The 21,268-nt window shown below is 60.7% G+C and carries 12 protein-coding genes; 5 read left to right on the forward strand and 7 right to left on the reverse strand.

Translation table 11 applies throughout. From position 1 onward, the window contains the following. Positions 1–155 precede the first annotated feature (155 nt). Genes EWM63_RS28285 through EWM63_RS28295 form a run of 3 tightly spaced genes read right to left on the reverse strand, consistent with a single transcriptional unit; the run spans position 156 to position 5,235 of the window. Positions 156–2,573: a DNA repair protein gene (locus tag EWM63_RS28285; RefSeq protein WP_130189496.1), complete on the reverse strand. Its 2,418-nt coding sequence runs from the start codon at positions 2,571–2,573 to the stop codon at positions 156–158. A gap of 21 nt (positions 2,574–2,594) precedes the next feature. Beyond that, complete coding sequence (locus EWM63_RS28290; protein ID WP_130189497.1) at positions 2,595–3,890, reverse strand: metallophosphoesterase family protein; 1,296 nt, start codon at positions 3,888–3,890, stop codon at positions 2,595–2,597. A 10-nt stretch (positions 3,891–3,900) separates the two neighbouring features. Then, positions 3,901–5,235, reverse strand: coding sequence for a recombination directionality factor (locus tag EWM63_RS28295; RefSeq protein ID WP_130189498.1), 1,335 nt, complete (start codon positions 5,233–5,235; stop codon positions 3,901–3,903). A 354-nt stretch (positions 5,236–5,589) separates the two neighbouring features. On the opposite strand from EWM63_RS28295, the gene EWM63_RS28300 reads away from it, so the two are divergent. Together EWM63_RS28300 and EWM63_RS28305 are read left to right on the forward strand one after the other, a co-directional pair. Further along, complete coding sequence (locus EWM63_RS28300) at positions 5,590–6,720, forward strand: glycoside hydrolase family 88/105 protein (RefSeq protein ID WP_207221175.1); 1,131 nt, start codon at positions 5,590–5,592, stop codon at positions 6,718–6,720. Between the two features lie 120 nt (positions 6,721–6,840). Beyond that, complete coding sequence (locus tag EWM63_RS28305) at positions 6,841–7,950, forward strand: hypothetical protein (RefSeq protein ID WP_130189499.1); 1,110 nt, start codon at positions 6,841–6,843, stop codon at positions 7,948–7,950. A 560-nt stretch (positions 7,951–8,510) separates the two neighbouring features. Here EWM63_RS28305 and EWM63_RS28310 read toward each other — a convergent pair. Together EWM63_RS28310 and EWM63_RS28315 are read right to left on the reverse strand one after the other, a co-directional pair. After that, on the reverse strand, positions 8,511–11,477 hold the full coding sequence (locus tag EWM63_RS28310; RefSeq protein WP_165390971.1) for a TonB-dependent receptor: 2,967 nt from the start codon (positions 11,475–11,477) through the stop codon (positions 8,511–8,513). Between the two features lie 243 nt (positions 11,478–11,720). Then, the gene (locus EWM63_RS28315) at positions 11,721–12,263 is read right to left on the reverse strand and encodes a hypothetical protein (protein ID WP_130189501.1); all 543 of its coding nucleotides are present in this window, start codon (positions 12,261–12,263) and stop codon (positions 11,721–11,723) included. Positions 12,264–12,535: 272 nt separating this feature from the next. Between EWM63_RS28315 and EWM63_RS28320 the strand changes: the two genes are divergently transcribed. The 3 genes from EWM63_RS28320 to EWM63_RS28330 all read left to right on the forward strand — a co-directional run bounded on the left by EWM63_RS28320 (position 12,536) and on the right by EWM63_RS28330 (position 18,978). Next, entirely contained in the window at positions 12,536–15,619 is a 3,084-nt protein-coding gene (locus tag EWM63_RS28320) for a glycoside hydrolase family 2 TIM barrel-domain containing protein (RefSeq protein ID WP_130189502.1), read from the forward strand. Between the two features lie 129 nt (positions 15,620–15,748). Beyond that, a complete protein-coding gene (locus EWM63_RS28325) occupies positions 15,749–17,191 on the forward strand; it encodes a glycoside hydrolase family 88/105 protein (protein WP_229487551.1) in 1,443 nt (480 codons plus the stop codon). An 83-nt stretch (positions 17,192–17,274) separates the two neighbouring features. Further along, complete coding sequence (locus tag EWM63_RS28330; protein ID WP_130189503.1) at positions 17,275–18,978, forward strand: PQQ-dependent sugar dehydrogenase; 1,704 nt, start codon at positions 17,275–17,277, stop codon at positions 18,976–18,978. Between the two features lie 73 nt (positions 18,979–19,051). Here EWM63_RS28330 and EWM63_RS28335 read toward each other — a convergent pair whose 3' ends face one another. Both EWM63_RS28335 and EWM63_RS28340 read right to left on the reverse strand, forming a co-directional pair. Continuing rightward, positions 19,052–21,028 carry a xanthine dehydrogenase family protein molybdopterin-binding subunit gene (locus EWM63_RS28335; RefSeq protein WP_130189504.1) on the reverse strand — a complete coding sequence of 659 codons (1,977 nt, stop codon included), beginning with the start codon at positions 21,026–21,028 and terminating at the stop codon, positions 19,052–19,054. After that, entirely contained in the window at positions 20,983–21,216 is a 234-nt protein-coding gene (locus EWM63_RS28340; protein ID WP_130189505.1) for a hypothetical protein, read from the reverse strand. Before EWM63_RS28340 ends, EWM63_RS28335 begins: the two co-directional genes overlap by 46 nt. Between the last annotated feature and the right edge of the window lie 52 nt (positions 21,217–21,268).

Below are 21,268 nucleotides of genomic sequence, written 5' to 3' on the forward strand. Positions count from 1 at the left end.
AGGAAGTTTCTGCTTGTTGACTGGTTGAATCGCCCCGGCTTTCATAGAGGCTGGCTAGTGTGAGTCAGGCCGTAACGCAGTTTCGTTCCATGCTGCGCTTAGTCTCCGCTCATGGTTGAACACGCGGCGAGAGAGATTGTCGGTCCACTCCCTTTTCACGTTGCGTAACGTTCCAGATCGATCACCGCATCCGCCATTTCCGACAACTCGGTCGTATGCGAGATGAAGTATTCCTGCGTGTAGCCGCCGATGCGCAGCACCTCGCGCTTCATCGCCATGAAGCGACGCTTGTGCGGGGCGTCAAATGCGCCATCGGCCTCGTCGGAGAACAGGGTGGCGTAGCGCGGCCCGTCGGCCCGGGCCAGGTAGAGCGCCATGGCCCGGGTCAGGCATTCGTTGATCCAGATGCGCTCGCCGCCACTCATCTTGGTGACACTCTTGGTCGCGTTGCTGTGCGCGTCGTGCACGGCGATGTCGAAGCCTTCGCGCAGTTCGCCCTTGGCCGTCGCGAGCTGGGTCTGAATCGAAAGGGAGAAACGCGGTCCATAACAGGCCAGTAGCAGCTGGTTAGCCAAGTGCGACAACTCCGGCCCGGCGTCATCGATGGCCAGCGCGATGATGCCATCGTTGCCCAGTGCCTTGTTCAGCAGGGACCACTGCTCCAGGTGCTGCGCCACCTGTTGTATCCGGCGTTCCTGCGCCTCGCACGCGCGGCGCTGCTGCGCTTCCTGGCGCGCCAGTTCCCTGGCACGTTCCTGCTCGCGCAGGGCTGCCAGTTGCGCCTGCTCCGCAGCTTGCAGGCGCGCGCTGGCCTGTTCGCAGTGGGCAACGGCCTGTGTCAGCGCTTGCGCGTTGAACGTGGCAGGGAGGTCGGCCAGCAGCGCGTCGATGCGCTGTACCGCTTCGCAAGGCCGTGCAAGCTTCTGCCGCCGATTGTTGAGTTCGGCAATCTTGCGCCGCTGCGCGCCGTATTCCTTTTCTTCTTCAGCGGCTGCGGCGATGCATTGCTGGGTGTGGGCAGCGAGGCGCGCTTCGACCTCCGTCAGCATGCAGCCGGACTGCGCCAGCAATGCGCAGCGGGCGGCGAGACGTTCACACCCGGCAAGGCGCTCGCGGCTGCGGGCCAAGCGTGCTTCCGCCCGCGCCACGGCGGCGCGCAGGGGCTCGATCTGCCCTGCCTGCTGGCGCAGCCCAGCGATCTCGTGGTCCAGCCGCGCATGCGCCGCGTTCAGGCGCGCCGCCACGGCGCTGGCGTCGGGCAGCAGGGCGTGGGCCGAGTGTGCGTCCGCCAGCAGCTTGCAGCCGCTTTGCAACGACATCCCCGCGCATGGCACCTCGGCCGTCAGCATGAACCGCTGTCGCAACTCCTGGGCCTTCAGTGCCGCCTGGCCGGCCTCGCGTTCGATGGCGGCCCGCTGGCTTTGCGCCAGCCGCAGGTCGGCGGCAACGCGCTCGGCACTTGCCAAGCTCTGGTGCAGTCCCCCTAGCAGGGCTGCGCGTCGCTGGACCACGGTGCGCCAACGCGGCAACCGTCGCGCGGCGCGCTCGGCATGCTGGACCTGTTCCAGCGACGCCTGCAGCGTGGTGCGCTGCGCACGCAAGGAGGCGAGGGCAGTCTCGCGATGGCTGGCGCGCTGGGCATGGCGTTCGGCCATCTCGTCGAAGGCGGCACCCTCGCGCCGGCACTCGGTATCGAGCGCATCGATGGCACGCTGCCGCTCGGCGAGCGTGGCAGTCCGTTCGGCCAGCAGTTGTGCACGTCGTGCCTCGTGGGTGGCGGCCAGCGCCTGGTCCGCCCGCAGGGCCGCCAGCGCGGTGCGCTTGGCATCCAGCCGCGCGGCGGCCACGTTGCGATTGTGACGCGCCAGCTCCGCCCTGACGTCATCGCCGCCCAATTGGTGCCATTCGGCGGCCAGCCGCACCAGCTGCTGGCGCTGGTGCAGCACCTGCTGCTGCGCAGTTTGCAGGCCGGCGCGTAGCAGGCGCTGGACCTCGGCCGCGCGTTCGCCCCGTGCCCGCACCGCATCCAGGCGCAGCAGGTCGGCCAGCAGGCTCTTGATCTCGCCATTGCGATAGCTCGATAGCTGGCGTCGCTGCTGGGCGGAGAACGCCGTGCTGAAGAAGGTGGTGCCCGATCCGGCAATGCCTTCCACGCAGCGGCTGTAGGTGTCCATCCGGCCGTCCGAGACGGTGCCATCCGGCAGGCGCATCGGTATCCAGCCCTGTTCGCTCAACCAGTGCAGGTAGGCTTCAGTGCGGCGCTTGCCATTCATGCGGATCACCAGGTGGCTGCGGTAGCGCACGCCGTCCATGACCCACTCCAGTTCCTTGTGGTTCTCCGGCAGGTAGACCTCGTCGTAGTAGGAGAACGCACCCAGACCGTCGGCCCCGGCACGCGAGGGCATGACGGGGTAGGGGGTCATGTTGTCGAGGATGGTGCTTTTGCCGCGTCCGTTACGCCCGGTCAGCGCCACCAGCTGGGCGCCGCCGGTTTCGGCCTCGAAGTCGAGGGTAATCGTCTCACGGCCCAGGCCATCGCGGATACCGCAAAAGCCGGTCAGGGTTTGCTTCAACGGGATCACGGCGTGCTCCTTTCATGCGGTGAGTGGGCCTTGCGGCTCCCAGGGACGATTCCATAATCCCTCACCGTTCTCGGCGTGCAAGTCGGCCTCCTCGACTTGCGCGGCGAGCAGTTGCTGCGCAATCGCCTCGGGCCCCTGTTGCTCCAGCGCGTGCAGGCACGCCAGCAGCGGCGCGGCATCGGTGGCGGTCGCCTTCGCCCAGGTGGCCAGTTGCGCGCGCAGGTCGTGGGTACGGGCCATGCCCGCCGCGCGAGAGCGCCCCACCGGCAGCACGCGGCCTTCCAGCTTGATGCCGGCCGCGCTAACCAGCGTGGCGGCGATGGCGTCGCGATCGACCGCGTGGGCGGCTTCCTCGGCGATGCTCCAGCGAACGCGTACCCAGGCGCCTTTCAAATCATGCTCGGCGGCGAAGGCCGACAGGGTGGCCAGGTCGGGGGCGCCGTCGAAGACGAGTTCGTGGGTGCGGCGTGCTGGCGTCGGGATGTGCGTGGCGCGGGCACCGTGCGCATCGATCTCCCACAGCAGGAAGCCCTTGTCACCCTGTTCGCTGTAGTGCAGCCGTCCGATCGACCCTGGATAGGCGATGAGCCGCTCGCCCTCGCGCCACGCCTGATGCTTGTGGATATGGCCAAGCATGAAGGCGCTGGCACCGGCCGCAAACAGGGCGCCGGTGGTCAATTCGTGATCCAGCCCGGCCATGGGCACGCCATGCTCCGTGGTGCAACCGCGCACTGTGCCGTGCGACAGGCCGATGGTTGGCAGGCCCTGTGCGCGGGCGGCAGCGTTGACGGGCGCCAGTCCGGCCAGCAGGGTCGCGAGCTGTTCGCCCATCGCGTTAGTGGCATTGCCGGCACCGACGGTCGCCGTCAGCGTGGCCTTGTTCAGCGTGGGAATACAACTGCACAGAAGCCGTGCGTTGTCGGGGACAGCGGTGAACCGCCAGGTGGCTGAGGGTTCCCAGCCACCGCGATCGAGCAGCGCCACCTGCTCGATCCGGTCGCTTACATGGATGGGATGGCGCCCGCCCAGCAGGGCGAATAGGCGCAACAGGCCAGGCGGCTCGTGGCTGAACGTGCCTTGCAGGAGCAGCACGGGGCAATGGTCTGCCAGGCGTCGAAGGTTCCGTGCCAGCGCGGCAAAGGCCGGGGAATGGGCGGGCAGGGCGTGGTCGGTACTGTCGCCGGTGACAATGGCAACATCCACGCTTCGCCGGATGGCCTCGTCCACCGCGAAGCGGAAGCACGGGTCCACTTCGGACAGGGTTTCGTCCGAATAGTGCAGGTCGGAGAAGTGTGCAATCGTGAGCATGGTGCGCTCCTTAGTGTTGGGCGCCGGGTTCTGCATGGATGCGGGCACGCAATCCATCGGGATCGCCCTGCATGCGCGTCAACTCGGCCAGCACGCGCTTAACGCCTTGGGCATTGCGACACCAGCCCTCTCCCCATGTCCGGTTCAGATAGGTATCCAGCTCGGCGCGGTCGGCGCCCAGACTGACGGCCAGCGCATAGACCGCATCCACGCCGGTACCTGATTCGTTCGTACAGGCTGCTTGCACTGGCGCTGGTTGGTTGGCGCGGGAACTGTGCGCCGCGTCACGCGCTGCCTCATTCACCGGCTGGTGCGCCTGGGGCATAGTATCGGGCAGCATGTCGTGCATGATCGGCTCGCCACCTTGCAGGGCCTGGACTGCCGCGTCTGCCATGCGCAGCGTGGCGTCATCATCGCGCTGGTCGAGGAGGGCGGCCACGTCCACCGGCGCTTCCAGTTCGATGATCCAGTGCGCGTTGCGCACCGGTTGTCCCGTCTTCTGGTCGAGATGCGACACCTCGCGCAGCTTCTTGGTGAGGTAGAACGTCGTGCCCTGCCGGTCGAGGAAGCCTGCGATGCGTCCGCCGCGCAGGAAGGCAATGGCTTCGAAGCGCTCGATGGCGCGCGACAGGGCATAGAAGCTGTTGGTGTGCAGCTCGAAGGCGTCGAGCGAACGGATACCGGGAATGTAGAAGAGGAAGCGGCCTGACAGGTTGCACTGACGGTGCTGGAATTCGGGACAGCGTTCGGGATCGCACAGGCCGCCGTTGTCGGGGCGGGGCTGCGTACCCCGTCCACCGAATGTGCGCACGGCACGCTGACTCCGCGCGTCGATCGTGGCCGGCGCGAACATCATGCAGCGCCGGGTCTGGCCGTCGGCCGAGTATTCGCTCCAGTAGCGCTTTTCGTTGCGTGTCCAGCAAGCCAGTTCGTGCGGCATGACGCTTTGCCAGGCGTCGGCAGGGAAGAGGACGGGAAAGCGGTACAGGCGAATGACACCGTCGCCGCGGTCCTCGCCATAGGCGTCGAGAATTTGGCTGGCAACCGCAGGATTGGGGAAGTCGTTGGGCCGTACGGTGAACCACGCCACGTTCTTCGGAACGAGCGGCGTTTTCACGTCCGGGAACTGTTCGGCGATCTTCTGCTCGATCTGCTCGAAGGTGGCCTGATGCGCCAGGCCATCGTCATACAGGGCCCGGATCCGGGGATCGCTGGCGGCAGCCTTGGTCAATACCTTGATGCCGGCTCGGATCCTGCCGGCCGTGGGAATGCGGGGTTGTTGGCGGCCAAGAATCGTCGCCGGGACAGTCGAGATTGCTTGCGCCGCAACGGTAGGGTTGCTCATGGTTGCCTCCGGATGTCTCGCTTTGGGAATGGACCTATCTTCCCATCAGACTTGAGAGGTGCAAGTCCAGGGAGTAGCAGAGCTTGTCCGGCAAATCGTAGGAAACCCACCATGGGCTTCGAACGGTTAGACCGACACTTTCTGCCTTCATACGCCCAGGCGATGCTCATAAACAATCACAATTTTGAGTAGGATGGCTGCCGCTGAGCCGCATAATTCACCCTATACAAGAGTCATCCGTGTACAGACCAAGTGCGACGCTACTGGCAAGCTCTGCTCTGCAACCGCGCCTGTCTCATCAAGAAGGCTCGCGCTTGACAAATAATCGACATCAATCGGACCTGTCCACAACCCATGAACCGACGTCTTATCCTCCTTGCCACCGCAGTTTCGATTCTCAGCGCATGCGCCACCGACGCAACTACGCCGACGCCGGGCTCACAGGGCCAGTTCACGCCAGTTGCCATTACTAGCACCATGCGCCAGGTCGCGGATTGGCAGATCGATAGCTGGTCGACCAACGGCTTCGCCAAGCCGAAGTACAACTGGACCTACTGCGCGGCCTACACAGGGATCTTCCAAGCCGGGCTTGTGACAGGGGACGGGAAGTACCATGACTTCTTGCGCAAGGTCGGCGACGATCTGCAATGGCGTACTGGCAATCGCCGCTACTTTGCGGACGACTACTGCGTAGGCCAGGTGTTCTCGCAGCTGTATGCCCAAGACCGCCAGCCCAAGATGATCGGACCGTGGCGGACACTCGCCGATGAAATTATCAGCAAGCCCGACAACGAGTCGCTGTCGCTGGCTACGCGCGACATTATGGAGCGCGAGTGGGCCTGGTGCGACGCATTGTTCATGGGGCCGACCTCGCTCGCTTACCTGAGCACGGTCACGGGCGAGCGTAAATATCTCGATACGGCCCTCAAGCTGTGGTGGAAGACCAGCGACTTCCTGTATAGCCCGGAAGAACGGCTGTACTTCCGTGACGAAAGCTACTTCGACAAGCGCGAGAAAAACGGTAAAAAAGTGTTCTGGTCCCGGGGGAATGGCTGGGTCATGGCGGGCATGGTACGGGTCCTGTCCAACATGCCATCGGATCATCCCGGCCGTGCGCGGCTCCTGGGGCAGTACCGCGATATGGCGGCACGTATTGCCGGCCTGCAGACAGCGGACGGCACATGGCACGCCTCGCTGCTCGATCCCGCCAGCTTCCCTGTCAAGGAGACCAGCGGCACGGCTTTCTACACGTATGCAATTCTGTGGGGTCTGAACAATGGCGTGCTGGACCGCGCAACGTATTGGCCGGTTGTGGAAAAGGCCTGGCCCGCGCTGGTCAGCGCGGTGCAGACGGACGGCAAGCTCGGCTATGTGCAGCCGGTGGGCGCCGCACCGGACAAGGTCGATGCGAACAGCACGGAAACGTACGGGCCAGGCGCTTTCCTGCTGGCCGGCTCGGAGCTGCTCAAATTCGTTAACCAATAGCTTCTCGGTTCCCGCCAACACCATGCCGGCAAATGCTGCCTGGTGAACGAACGTGCTAGTGGTCGTCAATAGGCGCCCATTACCCTGGCGTCGCAATCAAGTCTTGGAGAGAATCGTTCGATGAACGATAAGCGTCGTCAGTTCTTGCAAGGTGGAACGGCACTGTTAGGGAGCGCTGTCCTTCCCGTTCGCGGGGAAGTTGTCCCGGGGCGGGGTTTCGCGCCAATCAATATCCAGCCGCTGGTTGACGCAGCGATATTGGCGGTGGAACAGGCGCGGGTATCTGCCGGCCAATATAGTCGCTTCTTGGGCAAGCAGCAGCGCAGCCGCGTTGATGGCGAAAAACCGTGTGGCTATGGATCGGCTGCTGCCGCCTGCATCCTGTACACGGTGTCGCGCTTTCCTAGGCATACCCCGGAGCGTTATGCCTTTGTGTCGTTTTTACGCGCTGGACAGTCAGAGCGGTCCGGCATGTTTTCTGACCAGTACCACAACCCAACACATGCAACCGCCTATATCCTGGCAGCGCTGGACCTATTCGATGCCGGGCCAGTCCATCCGCTGCATGAATTGCAGCCACTGACTGCTCCCGGCGGCATCGAGGGGCTGCTCGCAGGTTTAGATTGGCGCAAGCCCTGGGGTGCATCGCACTATGGAGCTGGTGCATTCGCGGCCTTGTTCCTGGCAGGACAAGCGCCACTGCCATTTCAGAATCGGTATTTCGGCTGGCTCTCCGATCACCAGGACGTTGTCACCGGACTATGGCGAAAGGGAGCATTGAAGTCCGCATCTTTGCCGGATGGTGCGCCGTTGTTTGATGCGCTGGCTGCAGCTTTCCATTATCTGTTCAATCATGAAGCTGCGCGGCGCCCGATTCCGCGTCCTGCTGCACTGATCGACTCCGCGCTGAGAGTGCGAAAGGAAAACCTCTACCCGACGCTGGGCAAGACCGTGGGATTTGCGGAATTGGACTGGTTGTATTGCCTGACTCGCAGCTTGCGTCACTCCGGGCATCGTCGCGACGATGTGCTCCTTGAACTGACACAGTTTGCAAACGCGTACGTGAACCATCTGCTGGTCCATGTCCAGCAGAACCCGGCCCCATTCGAAGATCTGCATGCGTTGAACGGTACCATGTCTGCCCTGGCCGAATTGCAGCAGGCATTGCCAGGCCTGCTATCGACAGCACGCCCGCTTCGATTGCCCCTAGACCGTCGTCCGTTCATCTGATCTGCTAAATCAGGTGCCCGGTCATAACGGCACCCCCTAATACTTAAGCGCATGTTATCTGCCGCGGTCAGACCGCGCCCAAACTGCGCCATGGCGCTTACGCAACTTCCTCTGCCCATTTTCGCCCCCGCTTAGGCTTCTCTCTCCCTGCATCGGATGCGCAGCAATACCAATCGTGCGAGTACTGATGTCGGCACATCCCAAGAGAGTTGGTCGGTCGGTGGAACTGGACACCATTCTTCAATCGCCTGGGCAGTACAAGCCACTATATCTGCCTCCGGCCGAAACGGCGGTTACAAGAAGGTATAGCATCATGAAGGCTGCCAGTATAAGCGTGGCGCAGATGAAGAAGGCGAACTGAGGAACACGAAGCCAGCAATCCTGAGCACATAAGCTGCTGGACGCAACATGTAGCGCAAGTTGAAGAGGGCAGATCAAAGTGCGCAACGTGCAACGTCGAAAAAAAGCCTGGTCATCGACGGGACCAGGCTTCACAGACCTCCAACACGTCATTCCGGCCCTACTTCAGCGGAATTGCAGCGGTACCGGATGTACTTTCATCAGAACTTGTATGACATGCCCAGTGCGAAAGTACGTCCCGAGTGCGCATACAGCAGCGTGTCATTGCGTTGCGAATCACGGCCGTAACGCAGCGGCTCGTCGGTCAGGTTCGAACCTTCCAGGCTGACGCGTAACTGCGGCGTGATGTTATACGACATCGAGAAGTCGAGGTTGGTCGACGCGTCCACAAAGGTGTAGTCGTGCCCATTCACGTCCCCCAATACATTGAACAGATACTTGGAACGGTGCGCCGCTGACACGCGTGCACTGAATTTCGGATCTTCATAGTACAGGGTGAGGTTGCCGGCATCCGGCGACATACCGACCAGGTTTGCCTCCATCGACAGCTGCGGCAGCGTCGCCGTCGCGGTGCGCGTGATGTAGGAAATGGTCGACCTAACGTGCGTGTAATTCGCCAGCAGACCGAAATTGCTCCATATGCCAGGCAGGAAACTGAACGGGGTTTGCAGGTTGAATTCGAAACCTGTCAGCGGGCCACCTGGCGTGTTGACCCCACGACGCACAGTCACAATCGAACCTGGCAAAGTCGGGCACGCCGGTGTGCCGCCCGTGATCGAACATCCTCCTCCCGTCAGCAGTGCATCCGGTAGGCCGAGGGTGTTATACGGCACCCGCTCGCCCACGCTCTGGATATAGGTATCAATGTCCTTGTGGAATACTCCCAACGACACCATCGCGTTCTTGTCGTAGTACCACTCTGCCTGCAGGTCGTAAGTCTTGGCGCGAATCGGCGCGAGGTTTGGATTGCCGATATTCACAGTCTGGGCTTGGGTGTTGACCGCCGCCGACGGCGCCAGGTCTACATATTCCGGCCGCGACAGGGTTTTGCCCGCGGAAAAGCGCAGGAATACGTCCCGCGGCAGCTGCGCCGTGAGATTGAGTGCAGGCAGGTAGTCGCGGTATTTGGTATCGAAACCGATCTCGGTCAATGCACCACCCGCATTGACGAGCGCTGCCGCATTGGTCTTGGTTTCAGCGGCGCGGACACCAGCATTGCCGCGCAGAGCGACGGGGCCGATATCATAGTTGAAGTCAGCGGACAGGTAGAGAGCATTGATCTTCTCCCGCACGCGACGGTTGGTCTGGTTCAATGTCTGATACTGGGATCCTGATACCGCGTCACAGTGGCATTCGATATCCCAGACGTTGCGGAACTTGTCGAGGTCCACGGCGACCCATTGGGAAGGGTAACCTGAGCCTTCCAGACCGCGGCCGAAGTCGCTGATGATGCGTGTCACGCTCGACATCTGGAAACCGGCAGGGTTTGGCAAGCCGTTCGGCGCACCTGAACTGACCTCGAAATTGTTCCAGGTATTCTCCCTTGCCGACAGTCCAGTGCGCAACGTCAAGTTGTCGTTGACTTCCCAACTCGCATTGACGGCATTGGTCTTGAGACGGTTGCCGGTCAACAGCTTGCGACCAACGAACTGACCGTGCACGGTACCGTCGGCATCCACTGGGCCCCAAGTGAAGTTGGCAGGGTTGGCAACATCCACGCCGAAGTTCAGGGCCGGCACGTTGCGGTTATTCCGGAAATCGAACGAAAAATCGTTGGCATTTGGGGAGTCGAGTTGCACTGTCGCGCGCATCGGAGAATCGAGCGTCGATCGAGAGATCCCACTCATGAAGTCCACCTTGACGGTGTCGCTGACCTGATGTGTACCCGAGAAGACGTGCTGGCGGAACTCCGTATTGTTCACGTCGATCAGGCCTTCCGACCGGACGTCCACCCCATTGAATTTACCGTACTCCCAGCTGCCGTTATTATTGAATGAACTTTCGAGGATCGAGGTTTGCGGCTTTCCGTTGGCAGCGGCGAGGCTACGACCGAACGAGATTGCCGAGATATAGTTGTCATAACGGTCGTTCTTGAAGTCGCCGCCGAGGAGGTCGAGGTTCAGCTCCGTACCAGCTTTTGGTCGCCACTGGAACGCGCCAGTCACGCCGGCACGTTCGTACTTGGCAATCGAGCGACGGTAGCGCGGGATACGCGGGTGGAAAGCTCCGGACCCGGCAACAGGGTTTGCCGATGTGCCGCCATAGTTGTCGCGGCGACCGAACACGTCGTTATAGGCGGCAGTCGTCGATGTGCGCGGCAGGTTGAATCCGCACGCTGTCGGCGTGACGCCTTTTGTCGCCTGGGTGGCAGGGCTTTGAGGCACTTGTCCGGCGGGCGAACAAAAGCCGCCGTCTGCGTCTGCAGAAAGTAGCTCGACTGCCTCGTATCCCTCCTCGGTCGCGTCACGTTTTGAATAGGCGCCCGAAATCAAGAAACCAACTCTGCCAATGCCAGTTTCCCAACGGTTCGAATACAGCGCGGTGACGCGGGGCGCCGAGCGATGAGCAAGCGTGTTGTAGGTTTGCTGGGCCCCAAGCGTAATGGTCTCGCCCTTGAAGTCGAACGGCCGCGCGGCGCGGAGATCAACTGTCGCACCCAGCGAACCTTCTTCGATATCCGCTTGGGACGTCTTGCGGACTTCAAGACTGTTGAAAAGCTCCGAAGCAAAGACCGAAAAATCGAAGGCCCGGCTGCGGTTAGTGCTGCCATTGATGTCGGACGCCCCCGTGGCCGATACTGCCTCGATACCGTTGATTCGCACGCGGGTGAAACCCGCGCTCAGGCCGCGTACGCTGATCTGTTTGCCTTCACCCCCATCACCTCGCGCCAGCGACACACCGGGGACACGCTGCAGCGACTCGGCCAGGTTGGCATCCGGAAACTTGGCGATGTCTTCGGCTTTGATGACGTCGACAATGCCATCGGAATTCTTCTTGACGTTCATTGCGCTGTTCAGGCTAGCCCTGAACCCTGTCACGACGACCGTGCTCATGCTCGCATCTGCCGGGGCCTCTTGCGCCTGAACGCTCGCAACCGTAGCTGCCACAGCCAGAGCGATACCTGTCTTTTTGAGATAGTACTGCCGTCGGTAACTTTGCTTACTCATGTCATCTCCATATTGACTACCCATGCCGCTGCCTGTCCAGCGGTGCAATCCGGGAGTGGTTCGCGGGTGAATTTATAATTTCATGCATCCAATCAACTGGTAATTTGTCGGTGCATACGTGACAGGTAATCAGGTCCTGCAATTAAACTAAGCTTGTTTTACTTTTTTAGTAGGTGCGGCCATGCGACCCAGGCGCTGCTATGACAGCGCTGGGGAAGTGTTCAGCTTAAAAAACCGGTTACACTATCGCAATTGCTGAGTGTCTTTCGGGACGTCGCAAACTGCCTGGCCAGATTCGTTAACAATGATTGTTCCGTTCTCGACAATTTCACCGCAATAGTAAATAGACACTACAAATTCGCGCGAGCTATAGCAACCTTCTGATGTCATACGTTGACGAAATTCCCATCGCCGCTTTCGCCAAGCGATAATCGTTTCCCTTTTCTGGGGCGTCGTTGTATACGTCACTGCAGAGCCGCTAATACTCGCAGCATCTGATCGGGCGACGATTTTCAGGTATTCCAGGACGCTGTCCAGGTCGTACACCTCGAACACCTTGGCTAAGCGCCGCAAGCGGAACGCCGCATAGCCAGGAGAGACGAACCAGTGCGGGCATGCCACCTCATCCATGAAGGTCTGGACATCAACCTGGCACAAAACGCATCGGCCATCGTCCAGACCACAGCAAATGTCACGCATGGTTTGTGGCTGTCGGAGCAAATCTAGCATCGGCCGTTCAATCATCCAGTCATTGGTTCCGATGAAGGATAGCGCCGCTTGATCCATGAAGATCGTGTAGTGCGATAACAATCACACTATTGATCGATATCAAAACTGATATCGCAAGAACTGTCCAAACCTTGCAACAAAAGTTATATTTGATGCAATACCCTTGGTGCAAACCTTGGGTTTGCGCTCCACTACAATCACAAAAATGATTTTCCCGGATGACTTTCGCATTATGTCGGCCGCCTGAGATATCGTTCCTGATTGATCAGGCCAATTTACGTACTGATTGAGCCGAGCCACACACGAAATTAACTTCATCAATAAATCATATGGGTTTACTTCACCGTCTCACATTCTGCACGCTGGTGGTTGCCACGGCCTTCATACGCCCGGTCATTGCTGTAAATGCTTATGCCGGCAGTGACGCATCGTATGCGCGTTCATTAAATGGCGAATGGTCGTTCAAGTATTTGTCCCGCGAAGGTCTCAACATCGACGCAGGTTTTACGATGCCGGACTTCGACACGTCCCGTTGGGCCACAATTCCCGTGCCTGCGAACTGGGAGCTGAAGGGTTTCGCGGAGCCTGCCTATGCGGATGCATTGAAAGATGGTGCCGGCCTGTATCGCCGCACTTTCGACGTGCCAGAAAACTGGAACGGGCGACGTATCTTCCTGCGGTTTGAAGGTGTCGCGTTTGGCTACGAAGTCTGGGTGAATGGGCGGAAGGCAGGCGAATCCAGTGCGAGCGCCTATAACCGCCATACGTTCGATGTTACTGACTTCCTTGCGGGAGGCAATGCCACCAATACGCTCGCGGTGCGTGTGGCTACCCGTCCCCATGGTTACGAATTCGACCTGAACGACGACTGGTCGCTGTCCGGCATTTACCGCGATGTCACGCTGTTCTCGGTACCTGTAACGCATGTGCAGGATCTCGCTACGGCTACGACCTTACTGCCGGACGGCACAGCCGAGTTCTCAGTGGACGTAGCGGTCAGCAAAACCGAGGGCATCGTGCGCGCCAAGCTCATTGCACCGAACGGAAAAATGGTTAGTGAAGTCACGCTGAGCAAGAGCGAGGCTACTCGCCACCAAGCGGTATTACGGGTAGCAAGGCCGCAGTTATGGACAGCGGAAACACCTTCCCTGTACCGACTGCAGTTGACGCTTTCCAGTGGCGGACAAGATGTTCAATCGATCGAGGAACGCGTTGGCCTGCGGCAGGTGAGCATTGAGAACCAGGTGTTGCTCCTGAACGGCCACCCCATCAAGCTGCGTGGGGTAAATCACCATGACATCGATCCGCAGCATGGTCGTGCAATCACGCCGGCGCAAATGCGTACCGATCTGGAACTGATGAAGAAGGCGAATGTGAATTTTGTGCGCACCTCCCACTATCCGCCGGATGTGCGCCTGCTGGAACTGGCCGACGAACTCGGCCTTTACGTCATGGACGAAGTCTCGATCGGACACGGCGAAAAGAACCTGGATAACCCTGACTATCGGGACAACATCCTCGCCCGCGTGGAACCAACCATCCGTCGCGACAGGAACCGTCCTTCCGTTCTCATCTGGAGCATCGGCAACGAGAATCCGGTGAATGAAGCCGAGCTTGAAGCAGGGCGACTGGCGAAACAACTCGATCCATCCCGGCCGATCACTTATCCAAAGATCGGCAGCTACTTCTATGCGAACTACAAGCGTATCCCCGACTGGGTCGATCTGTACGCGCCCCACTACCCAACGAACGCACGACTGGAAGAGTACGCGCGGATCCTGCAACGGCCGACGATCCTGACGGAATATGCACATGCTCTCGGCCTGGCAACCGACCGCCTTCAGGAACAGTGGGAGACAATCCAGCAGCATCCAGTCCTGGCCGGCGGTGCGGTATGGCATTTCATGGATCAGGGCATACTGCGCACCAGCGCGACAGCGGTCGATCCCACCAAGGCGACGCAATCGGTGTGGCTCGACAAGCATCGGTATTTCGACACGCATGGCCTGGATGGCACCGACGGTGTCATGTACGCCGACCGGACACCACAAACGGATTACTGGCAGATGCGCAAGGTCTATGCGCCAATCCGTTTTCTGGAGCAGCGCGCGCAGGTCCGCCCAGGGCCACAGGACATCAGCGTTACTGTCGAGAACCGCCATGATTTCCGCGCACTGCGCGGCATCGCATTGCATTGGTCGTTGCAGCGCAATGGCAAGGAAGTCCAGCGGGGTAAAACAGCGCTGTCGGCGCCAGCGCGCGACACTGAGACTGTCCGTATTCCTGTGAACATCCCGACCACCAGCAGCACCGACGTGCTCGCCCTCCAGGTCCGCGCTGTCGATGAAAGCGGCCTGCAGATCAACGAGCGCACCATCGTGCTCGATCAGCCGTCGGGCAATCGGGCCACCTGGACGGCTATGCTGCCGTCAGAGAGTGCTCCCATCATCAGTGAACGCCCGGAAGCAATCAAGATAACATCATCGAAATGGGAGCTTACCGTCCAGCGCGCATCCGGCGACGTGACAGTTCAAGACGCAACTGGCCGGCTGCTCGTGGCAGGCATCCATCCGCATACCGGACGCAAGCCGCTAATGGCCGAGGCACTGCGCGCGCAGACATCAGGCCTCTGGCTGAAACCGTCCCTCACTCGCTTGATCGATCCGGCGATCAGCGCGCGCAGCCGTGACGGAAAAGTGGTGCTGTCCGTGTCTGGAACCTATCCGCTGCCGCCGGATGGGAAGGCGACACCGGCTAACGAGGCCAGTGCGGCACCGCGGCCATTCGACGACCTGATGCCTAGTGCGCGCGCTGATGATACTGCCCACACTGCTGCTGCACGCCAGCAAGGCATCACTGGTGGCTATGAGCTCGAAATCCATCGCAACGGCACCATCACGGTCAATTATGCGTTCACGCCAGTGTCTGCGTCCGGCCTGTTTTCCGAAGCTGGCCTGTCCATCGTAGCGCCGCCCGGGCTCGACGAGTTCCGGTGGATCGGCCAGGGCCCGTACGCAGGCTATCCCGGCAAGGATATGCTGAATGAGTTCGGGATCTATCACCTGAACCGCGCCGATCTGCGCTTCGCAGGCAACCGCCGTGGCACGGAACTGGCCGTGCTAGGCGACGCCACGGGTGTGGGCTTTGCACTGGCGACCGCGCCGGGCGATATCGCTGTCGAACGCGACGGAGACCGCACCCTGCTCAGTCACAACGCATTCATCGGCAGTCTGGGGAACAAAGGGACTGCGCCCGAGGTGGCAATTCTGCCGGAGAAAACACCGCGTATCGCGGGTACATTCTCGCTGGTTCCGCTGTCCCGTCAGTGGCCAGCGCCAATGGTGCGCTGGTTCGGCCAACCGGCCGCGGCTCGCGACGTTTTCAAGCCCTTCTTTCATAGCTATGACCAGTAGTGTGCACGACGCGTGTAACGCAGCGAATACTCCCTGGCGCGGACGGCAAGCAGTATGCCCTGGGGGCCTCGGCTACCGTGCCTGGTACTGCGCATACCCCACCCATTCATATCCGGAGACGATCGTAACGTGAGAAAGACCCAACCCCGACGCATGCCGGACACGGCACGCAATACCTCAGTGCTCGCCTTCGTCGCCTGTACGTTGGCTTCGCCATTCAGCGCCACCGCCCAGGAAGCGCCATCAGCGCAGGAGAGGGGGCCGGCTGCGGCAGACGCAATGCTCCACGCACTCGATGTGAAGTACCCCAATCCATACCGTGCAATGGAGTCAGACGAGGTCAAGGCGGTAATGGACCGCGTGTTCAAATACCTGGAGGCCACCACGCCAGCGGAACTGATCAACAAGCTTTCGCAAGCGCCGGTTGCCAGGCTGGAGAAGGCCGACCCGAACGTCGTACTGAAGCCCGGTGACTTCCGCCTGAACAGCTATGAATGGGGAGTCACCTACGCCGGCATGCTCGCTGCAGGCGCCGCAACCGGGGACAGTCGCTACACCGACTACACGATGAAACGCCATCAACTGCTGGCGGAACTGACGCGCTTGTATTTGCCTGCAGTGAAAGCCGACCCCGCCGGCGCGCGGGCACCAATCAAGAGCTTGCTCAATCCGCACGCACTGGACGACGCAGGCGCGATGTGCATGAGCTTCCTGCACGCAAAGAATCTGGGGTCAAAAGTCGATTACAGCCAAATGCTGGATATCTGTAGCAAGTTCGTCACCGAGACAGAATACCGTCTCCCCGACGGCACGCTGGCCCGTGGCGGCCCGGACGAAAAGGGCAAGGCCAAGCTGCGTCCTCTGCCGAACACCCTCTGGCTGGACGACATGTATATGGGCATTCCTACGATAGCGCTGATGGGAAAGTACACAGGCGATGCGAAATACTACGACGACGCCGTGAAACAGGTACTGCAATTCTCCAGGCGGATGTTCAATCCGCAGGTAGGCCTTTACATGCACGGCTACGTCGAAGGCATGCGCGATCACCCGGAATTGCACTGGGCACGTGCCAACGGCTGGGCAATCATGGCCATGGTTGAAGTGCTGGAAGTCCTGCCGAAGACCCACAAGGGTTACAAGGCTGTCGAAATGCAGTTGCGCAAGCATGCAGCCGGACTCGCACACCTGCAAGATAAGGATGGCATGTGGCACCAGCTGCTTGACCGTCCCGATTCGTATCTGGAATCTTCGGCAACAGCGATATTCGCCTACGCGTTCGCGCGCGGCGTCAACCGCGGCTATCTCGACAAGGAGATGTACGGCACCAAGGCCAACCTGGCGTGGAACGCTGTGGCCCGTCAGGTCAACGCCAAAGGCGAGATGGCAAGCATCTGCGTGGGTACCGGCATGGCGTTCGACCCGGCGTTCTACTACTACCGCCCGATCAGCACACGCGCTGCTCACGGCTATGGTCCGCTACTGCTGGCCGGCGCAGAGATCATTGACATGAACAGGAAATACAAATTTGGCTTGAACGACAGTGGCTTCATGTACCAGGGCGCGCGTTAGGCGTCTAGGTGTTTGCAACAAAACGGCGTTTTTTTCATTCGCTGGTTCACTCTAGTTTCACTCTTCCTTATCACAGGTTTTCCATGCGTTTCGCTATCACGAGCAAGTTCGCCATCGTCACGATCGGGGCGGTGGTGGGCGTCGCTGTTCATGCCGCCACGCCAAGTGGGCAGCGCATCTTTCAGAACAATTGCGCAATGTGTCATTCGGCTTCGCCAGACATGGCCACGCTGGCAGGGCCACCGTTGTTTAACGTCGTCGGTCGCAAGGTTGCCGCAGCAAAGGATTTTGCCTACTCCAATGCCTTGAGTGCTATTGGTGCCAACGGCAGGCACTGGACTGCGCAGGAGCTCGACATCTTCCTGAGAGATCCCTCTGCCTACGCGCCCGGTACGACTATGCCGGTCGCCGTTACGCAACCGGGCGAACGTGCAGCGTTAATCAAGTACCTGGCGACAGCGCAGGGCAAAGCCGTGGCACCCGGCAAGGCGCGCTCCGCATCCATAGCTGGCAGTTCCAAACAGGAGAGCTGGAGTGACGACAAGCCAGGGCGAATACGCGAGGTACGCATCGCTGACCTGCCGGCACCTTTTGCCAGTGCCAGTGCTGGCAACAATCCGCGCACCGTGCCGCGCCCGCAAGGGACACTGCCCGCCGTACCGGACAACTTCAACGTTAACCTTTGGGCTACGGACCCCGACCGCGGCCGCGTAATGGTAAGGGCACCGAATGGTGACATCTTCATATCATCGACGACGCAACGGCTGATCAAGGTTTTCCGTTCGAAGTCCGGTGTGACTGCGGAGACGGTCAGTGTTTTCGCTTCAAAGCTTGACCGGCCTTTCGGATTCGCGTTCTGGCCAGTCGGTCCTGATCCGCGTTACCTCTACGTGGCCAACGTGAATTCGATCGTCCGCTTCCCCTATCGCAATGGCGATCTGGTGGCGGGGGCGGCACCGGAAGTCGTCGTGCCCACGTTGACTGCCGAGACGGGTAGTCATTCGTCCCGCACGCTGGTTTTTGCGGCCGACAGCAAGACCATGTACCTGTCGATAGGCTCGGCTTCAAACGTTGCCGAAGGCATTGGACCGAAGCCTCCCCTGGCGCTGGCACAGTGGGAGGCCAGACACGGGCTGGGGGCTGCCTGGGGCTCCGAGCTCGACCGTGCACTCGTTCTGGCATTCGATCCAGATGGCAAGAACAAGCGCACGTTTGCCACGGGCCTTAGAAATTGCGTGGGCATGTATCTGTATCCACGCACGGGCGAATTACTGTGTAGCGTCAACGAGCGCGATATGCTGGGCGATGACTTGCCTCCCGACTACCTGACGCGTGTAAAGGCTGGTGCCCACTATGGGTGGCCGTGGCACTACATCGGCAGCCACGAGGAGCCACGCCTGAAAGGGCACCGCCCGGACCTGAGAGGGAAGGTTACCGCGCCGGACCTGCTGTTGACTGCCCACTCCGCACCACTCGGCATGATCATGTATAACGCCTCTCCATCTGCCCAGGCGGCATTCCCCAAGGACTACAACGGCGATTTGTTCCTGGCCCTGCACGGCTCCTGGAACCGCACTTCGCGCACAGGCTCGAAAGTAGTGCGGGTGTTCATGAAAGATGGCGTTCCGACAGGAAAATATCAGGATTTTATGACCGGCTTCGTTGTCAGTGATAAGGAAGTATGGGGACGTCCATCCTCGGTGGTGGTGCAGGACGACGGCTCACTGCTTGTCGATGACGATGTCACCGGCGAGATCTGGCGGGTAGCGCCGAAGAGAAACCGGTGATGCGTGTCGCTCGTGCAGTTGGCACCTGTGGCTTGTCACCTGGTGGGCCACAGATCTCCGACAGCGCAGGCTGCTAGGCCAACGTAAAACCCACCGCAGCCAGTGGCAGCTTGCGTACAGGCCTTCCTGTAGCCGCTGCAATCGCATTGCAAAGTGCCGGAGCCACCGATGGCACCGCGGGCTCGCCCGCACCGGCCGGAGGCTCGTTGCTGTCGATGACGATCAGCTCCAGCGGCGGCAGCTGATGCATACGCAACACTTCATAGTCAGCAAAATTCTGCTGTGTCACCGCGCCATCCTTGAACGTGATTTCGCCGGTTAGCACGGCGGACAGTCCCCATACCAGACTGCCCTCGATCTGTGCCCGGAAGCCGGAAGGATCGACCACGATACCGCAATCGGTGACACATACCACCCGGTGTATCTTTACAGAGCCCTTGACCACGCTGACCTCGAACGCATGTGCCGTATAGGCGTGCGTATGCGTATAGACGCAACAGGCTATACCACGATGGCGTCCCTTCTTCGCAGCACGCCCCCAGCCGATCGCGTCGCCGCAGCGGGCAAGGACCGCGGCCATGCGGACGCGATGGCTTGACGGACTATCCTCGTCGCCACCCTGGCGCAGCAATTGCAAGCGGAACCGCAGGGGATCGACTTTTTGCTGGCGGGCCAGCTCATCGATGAATGACTCCACCACGAACACGTTCTGGCTGTACGAGATGGCGCGCCAGGAGCCTACTGGCAGTGGCGATATGACTGGATACACCGCGGTTTGGTAGTCGCCGACTGGATAGATCAGGTCGTTCGACAGGCCGCCGGACAGATGCTGCGGGCTCATGATGGCCTTGGCAGGGAAACTCGTGACAGCGGCCTGGTGACGCCAAACGTCGATACCCCCCTTGGCCGCGCGCGCCGCCAACCGGTGCACGGTGGCAGGCCTGTAAAAACTATTGGCTACGTCATCGGGACGCGAGAACAGCAACTTGACCGGCTTGCCCAGCGCTTTGGCCAGTTGCATCGCCTCTGCGGCGTTGTCGACCTTTTCCTTGCGCCCGAAGCCGCCGCCCATCGGCAACAGGTGGACGAACACGGCGGACCGGTCCACCTCGAACGCTTTCGCCAGTGCGCTGGCAAAGAACGACGGCGCCTGGAATCCGCCCCACACTTCGTACTTCCCGTCCTGCCAGCTCGCGACGCAGTTCGGCGTTTCCATCGTCGCTTGGTGCAGGTAAGGAAGCTCATACTCGGCGGTCAGCAAGGCCCCCTCTGACGGGACGAACGCCTTGCTCTTACCATTGGCGTCGAACGTGGCTGCCGGCATGCTGTCGGCGATGGCCTCGCGCATGCCACGTGCCAGCGCAGCATTGTCTGCGTATGCTGGTGGCTCACCCTCCCATTGTACCTTCAGCAGATTCTGCCCCTGCATCGCCAGCCAGGTGCTGGTGGCCACGATGGCCACTCCATTGCGGTTGTCGCAGCCCGGCATCTGCTTTACCTCCAACACCGCTACAATGCCCGCGCCGAGGGCACGCACTGCGCCGTCATCGAACGACTTTACTTTACCGTGGAAGGTGGGCGATCGGACGACCATCGCCACCAGCATGCCTGGCAGCGCAACATCGATACCAAAGGTCTCGGCACCGTTGATTTTCTCGCGCACGCGCTGACGCGTCACGGACTTGCCGATGAACCGGTATTCGGCTGGGTTCTTGTATTGCACTTCTGCCGGAATAGGCAGGCGGCTGGCGGCATCGGCCAACGCGCCATACGGCAACGTGGCGTTCGTGTCGAGATTGATCGCCACGCCATTGGCAGTGCGGACACGGTGTACCGGAATGCCCCACTGCTGGGCTGCCGCTTCGACAAGCATCGCGCGTGCCGTTGCGCCGGCCTTGCGCAGGCTCGTCCAGGCGCCTCGCACGCTGGCACTGGCCCAGGTATTGAACTGGCCCGCGCTAGCCGCATCGTATGGCAGCGTTTCAACGCGTACGGTGTCGAAGTTCACGTCCAGTTCTTCAGCGAGTAGTACCGGCAAAGCAGTGCGCACGCCTTGCCCATGTCCTGCTTTTGCACATACAACGTGACAAGGCCATTTCCATCAATGCGAATGAGTGGTGACGGCCGGAACGATGCCGCTAGTTCCGGCACCTGCGCCAACGAAGCAGGGAGGGCCTCATACAGCAGCCACGCACCAGCGGAGAAGCTCGACAAACGGATGAAACTGCGGCGGTCCATGACACTCCGGTTCGACAGTAGAGGAAACAGGAATTATGCCGGGATCGCTCGC

This window comes from Pseudoduganella lutea, from assembly GCF_004209755.1.
GTDB lineage: Bacteria > Pseudomonadota > Gammaproteobacteria > Burkholderiales > Burkholderiaceae_D > Rugamonas > Rugamonas lutea.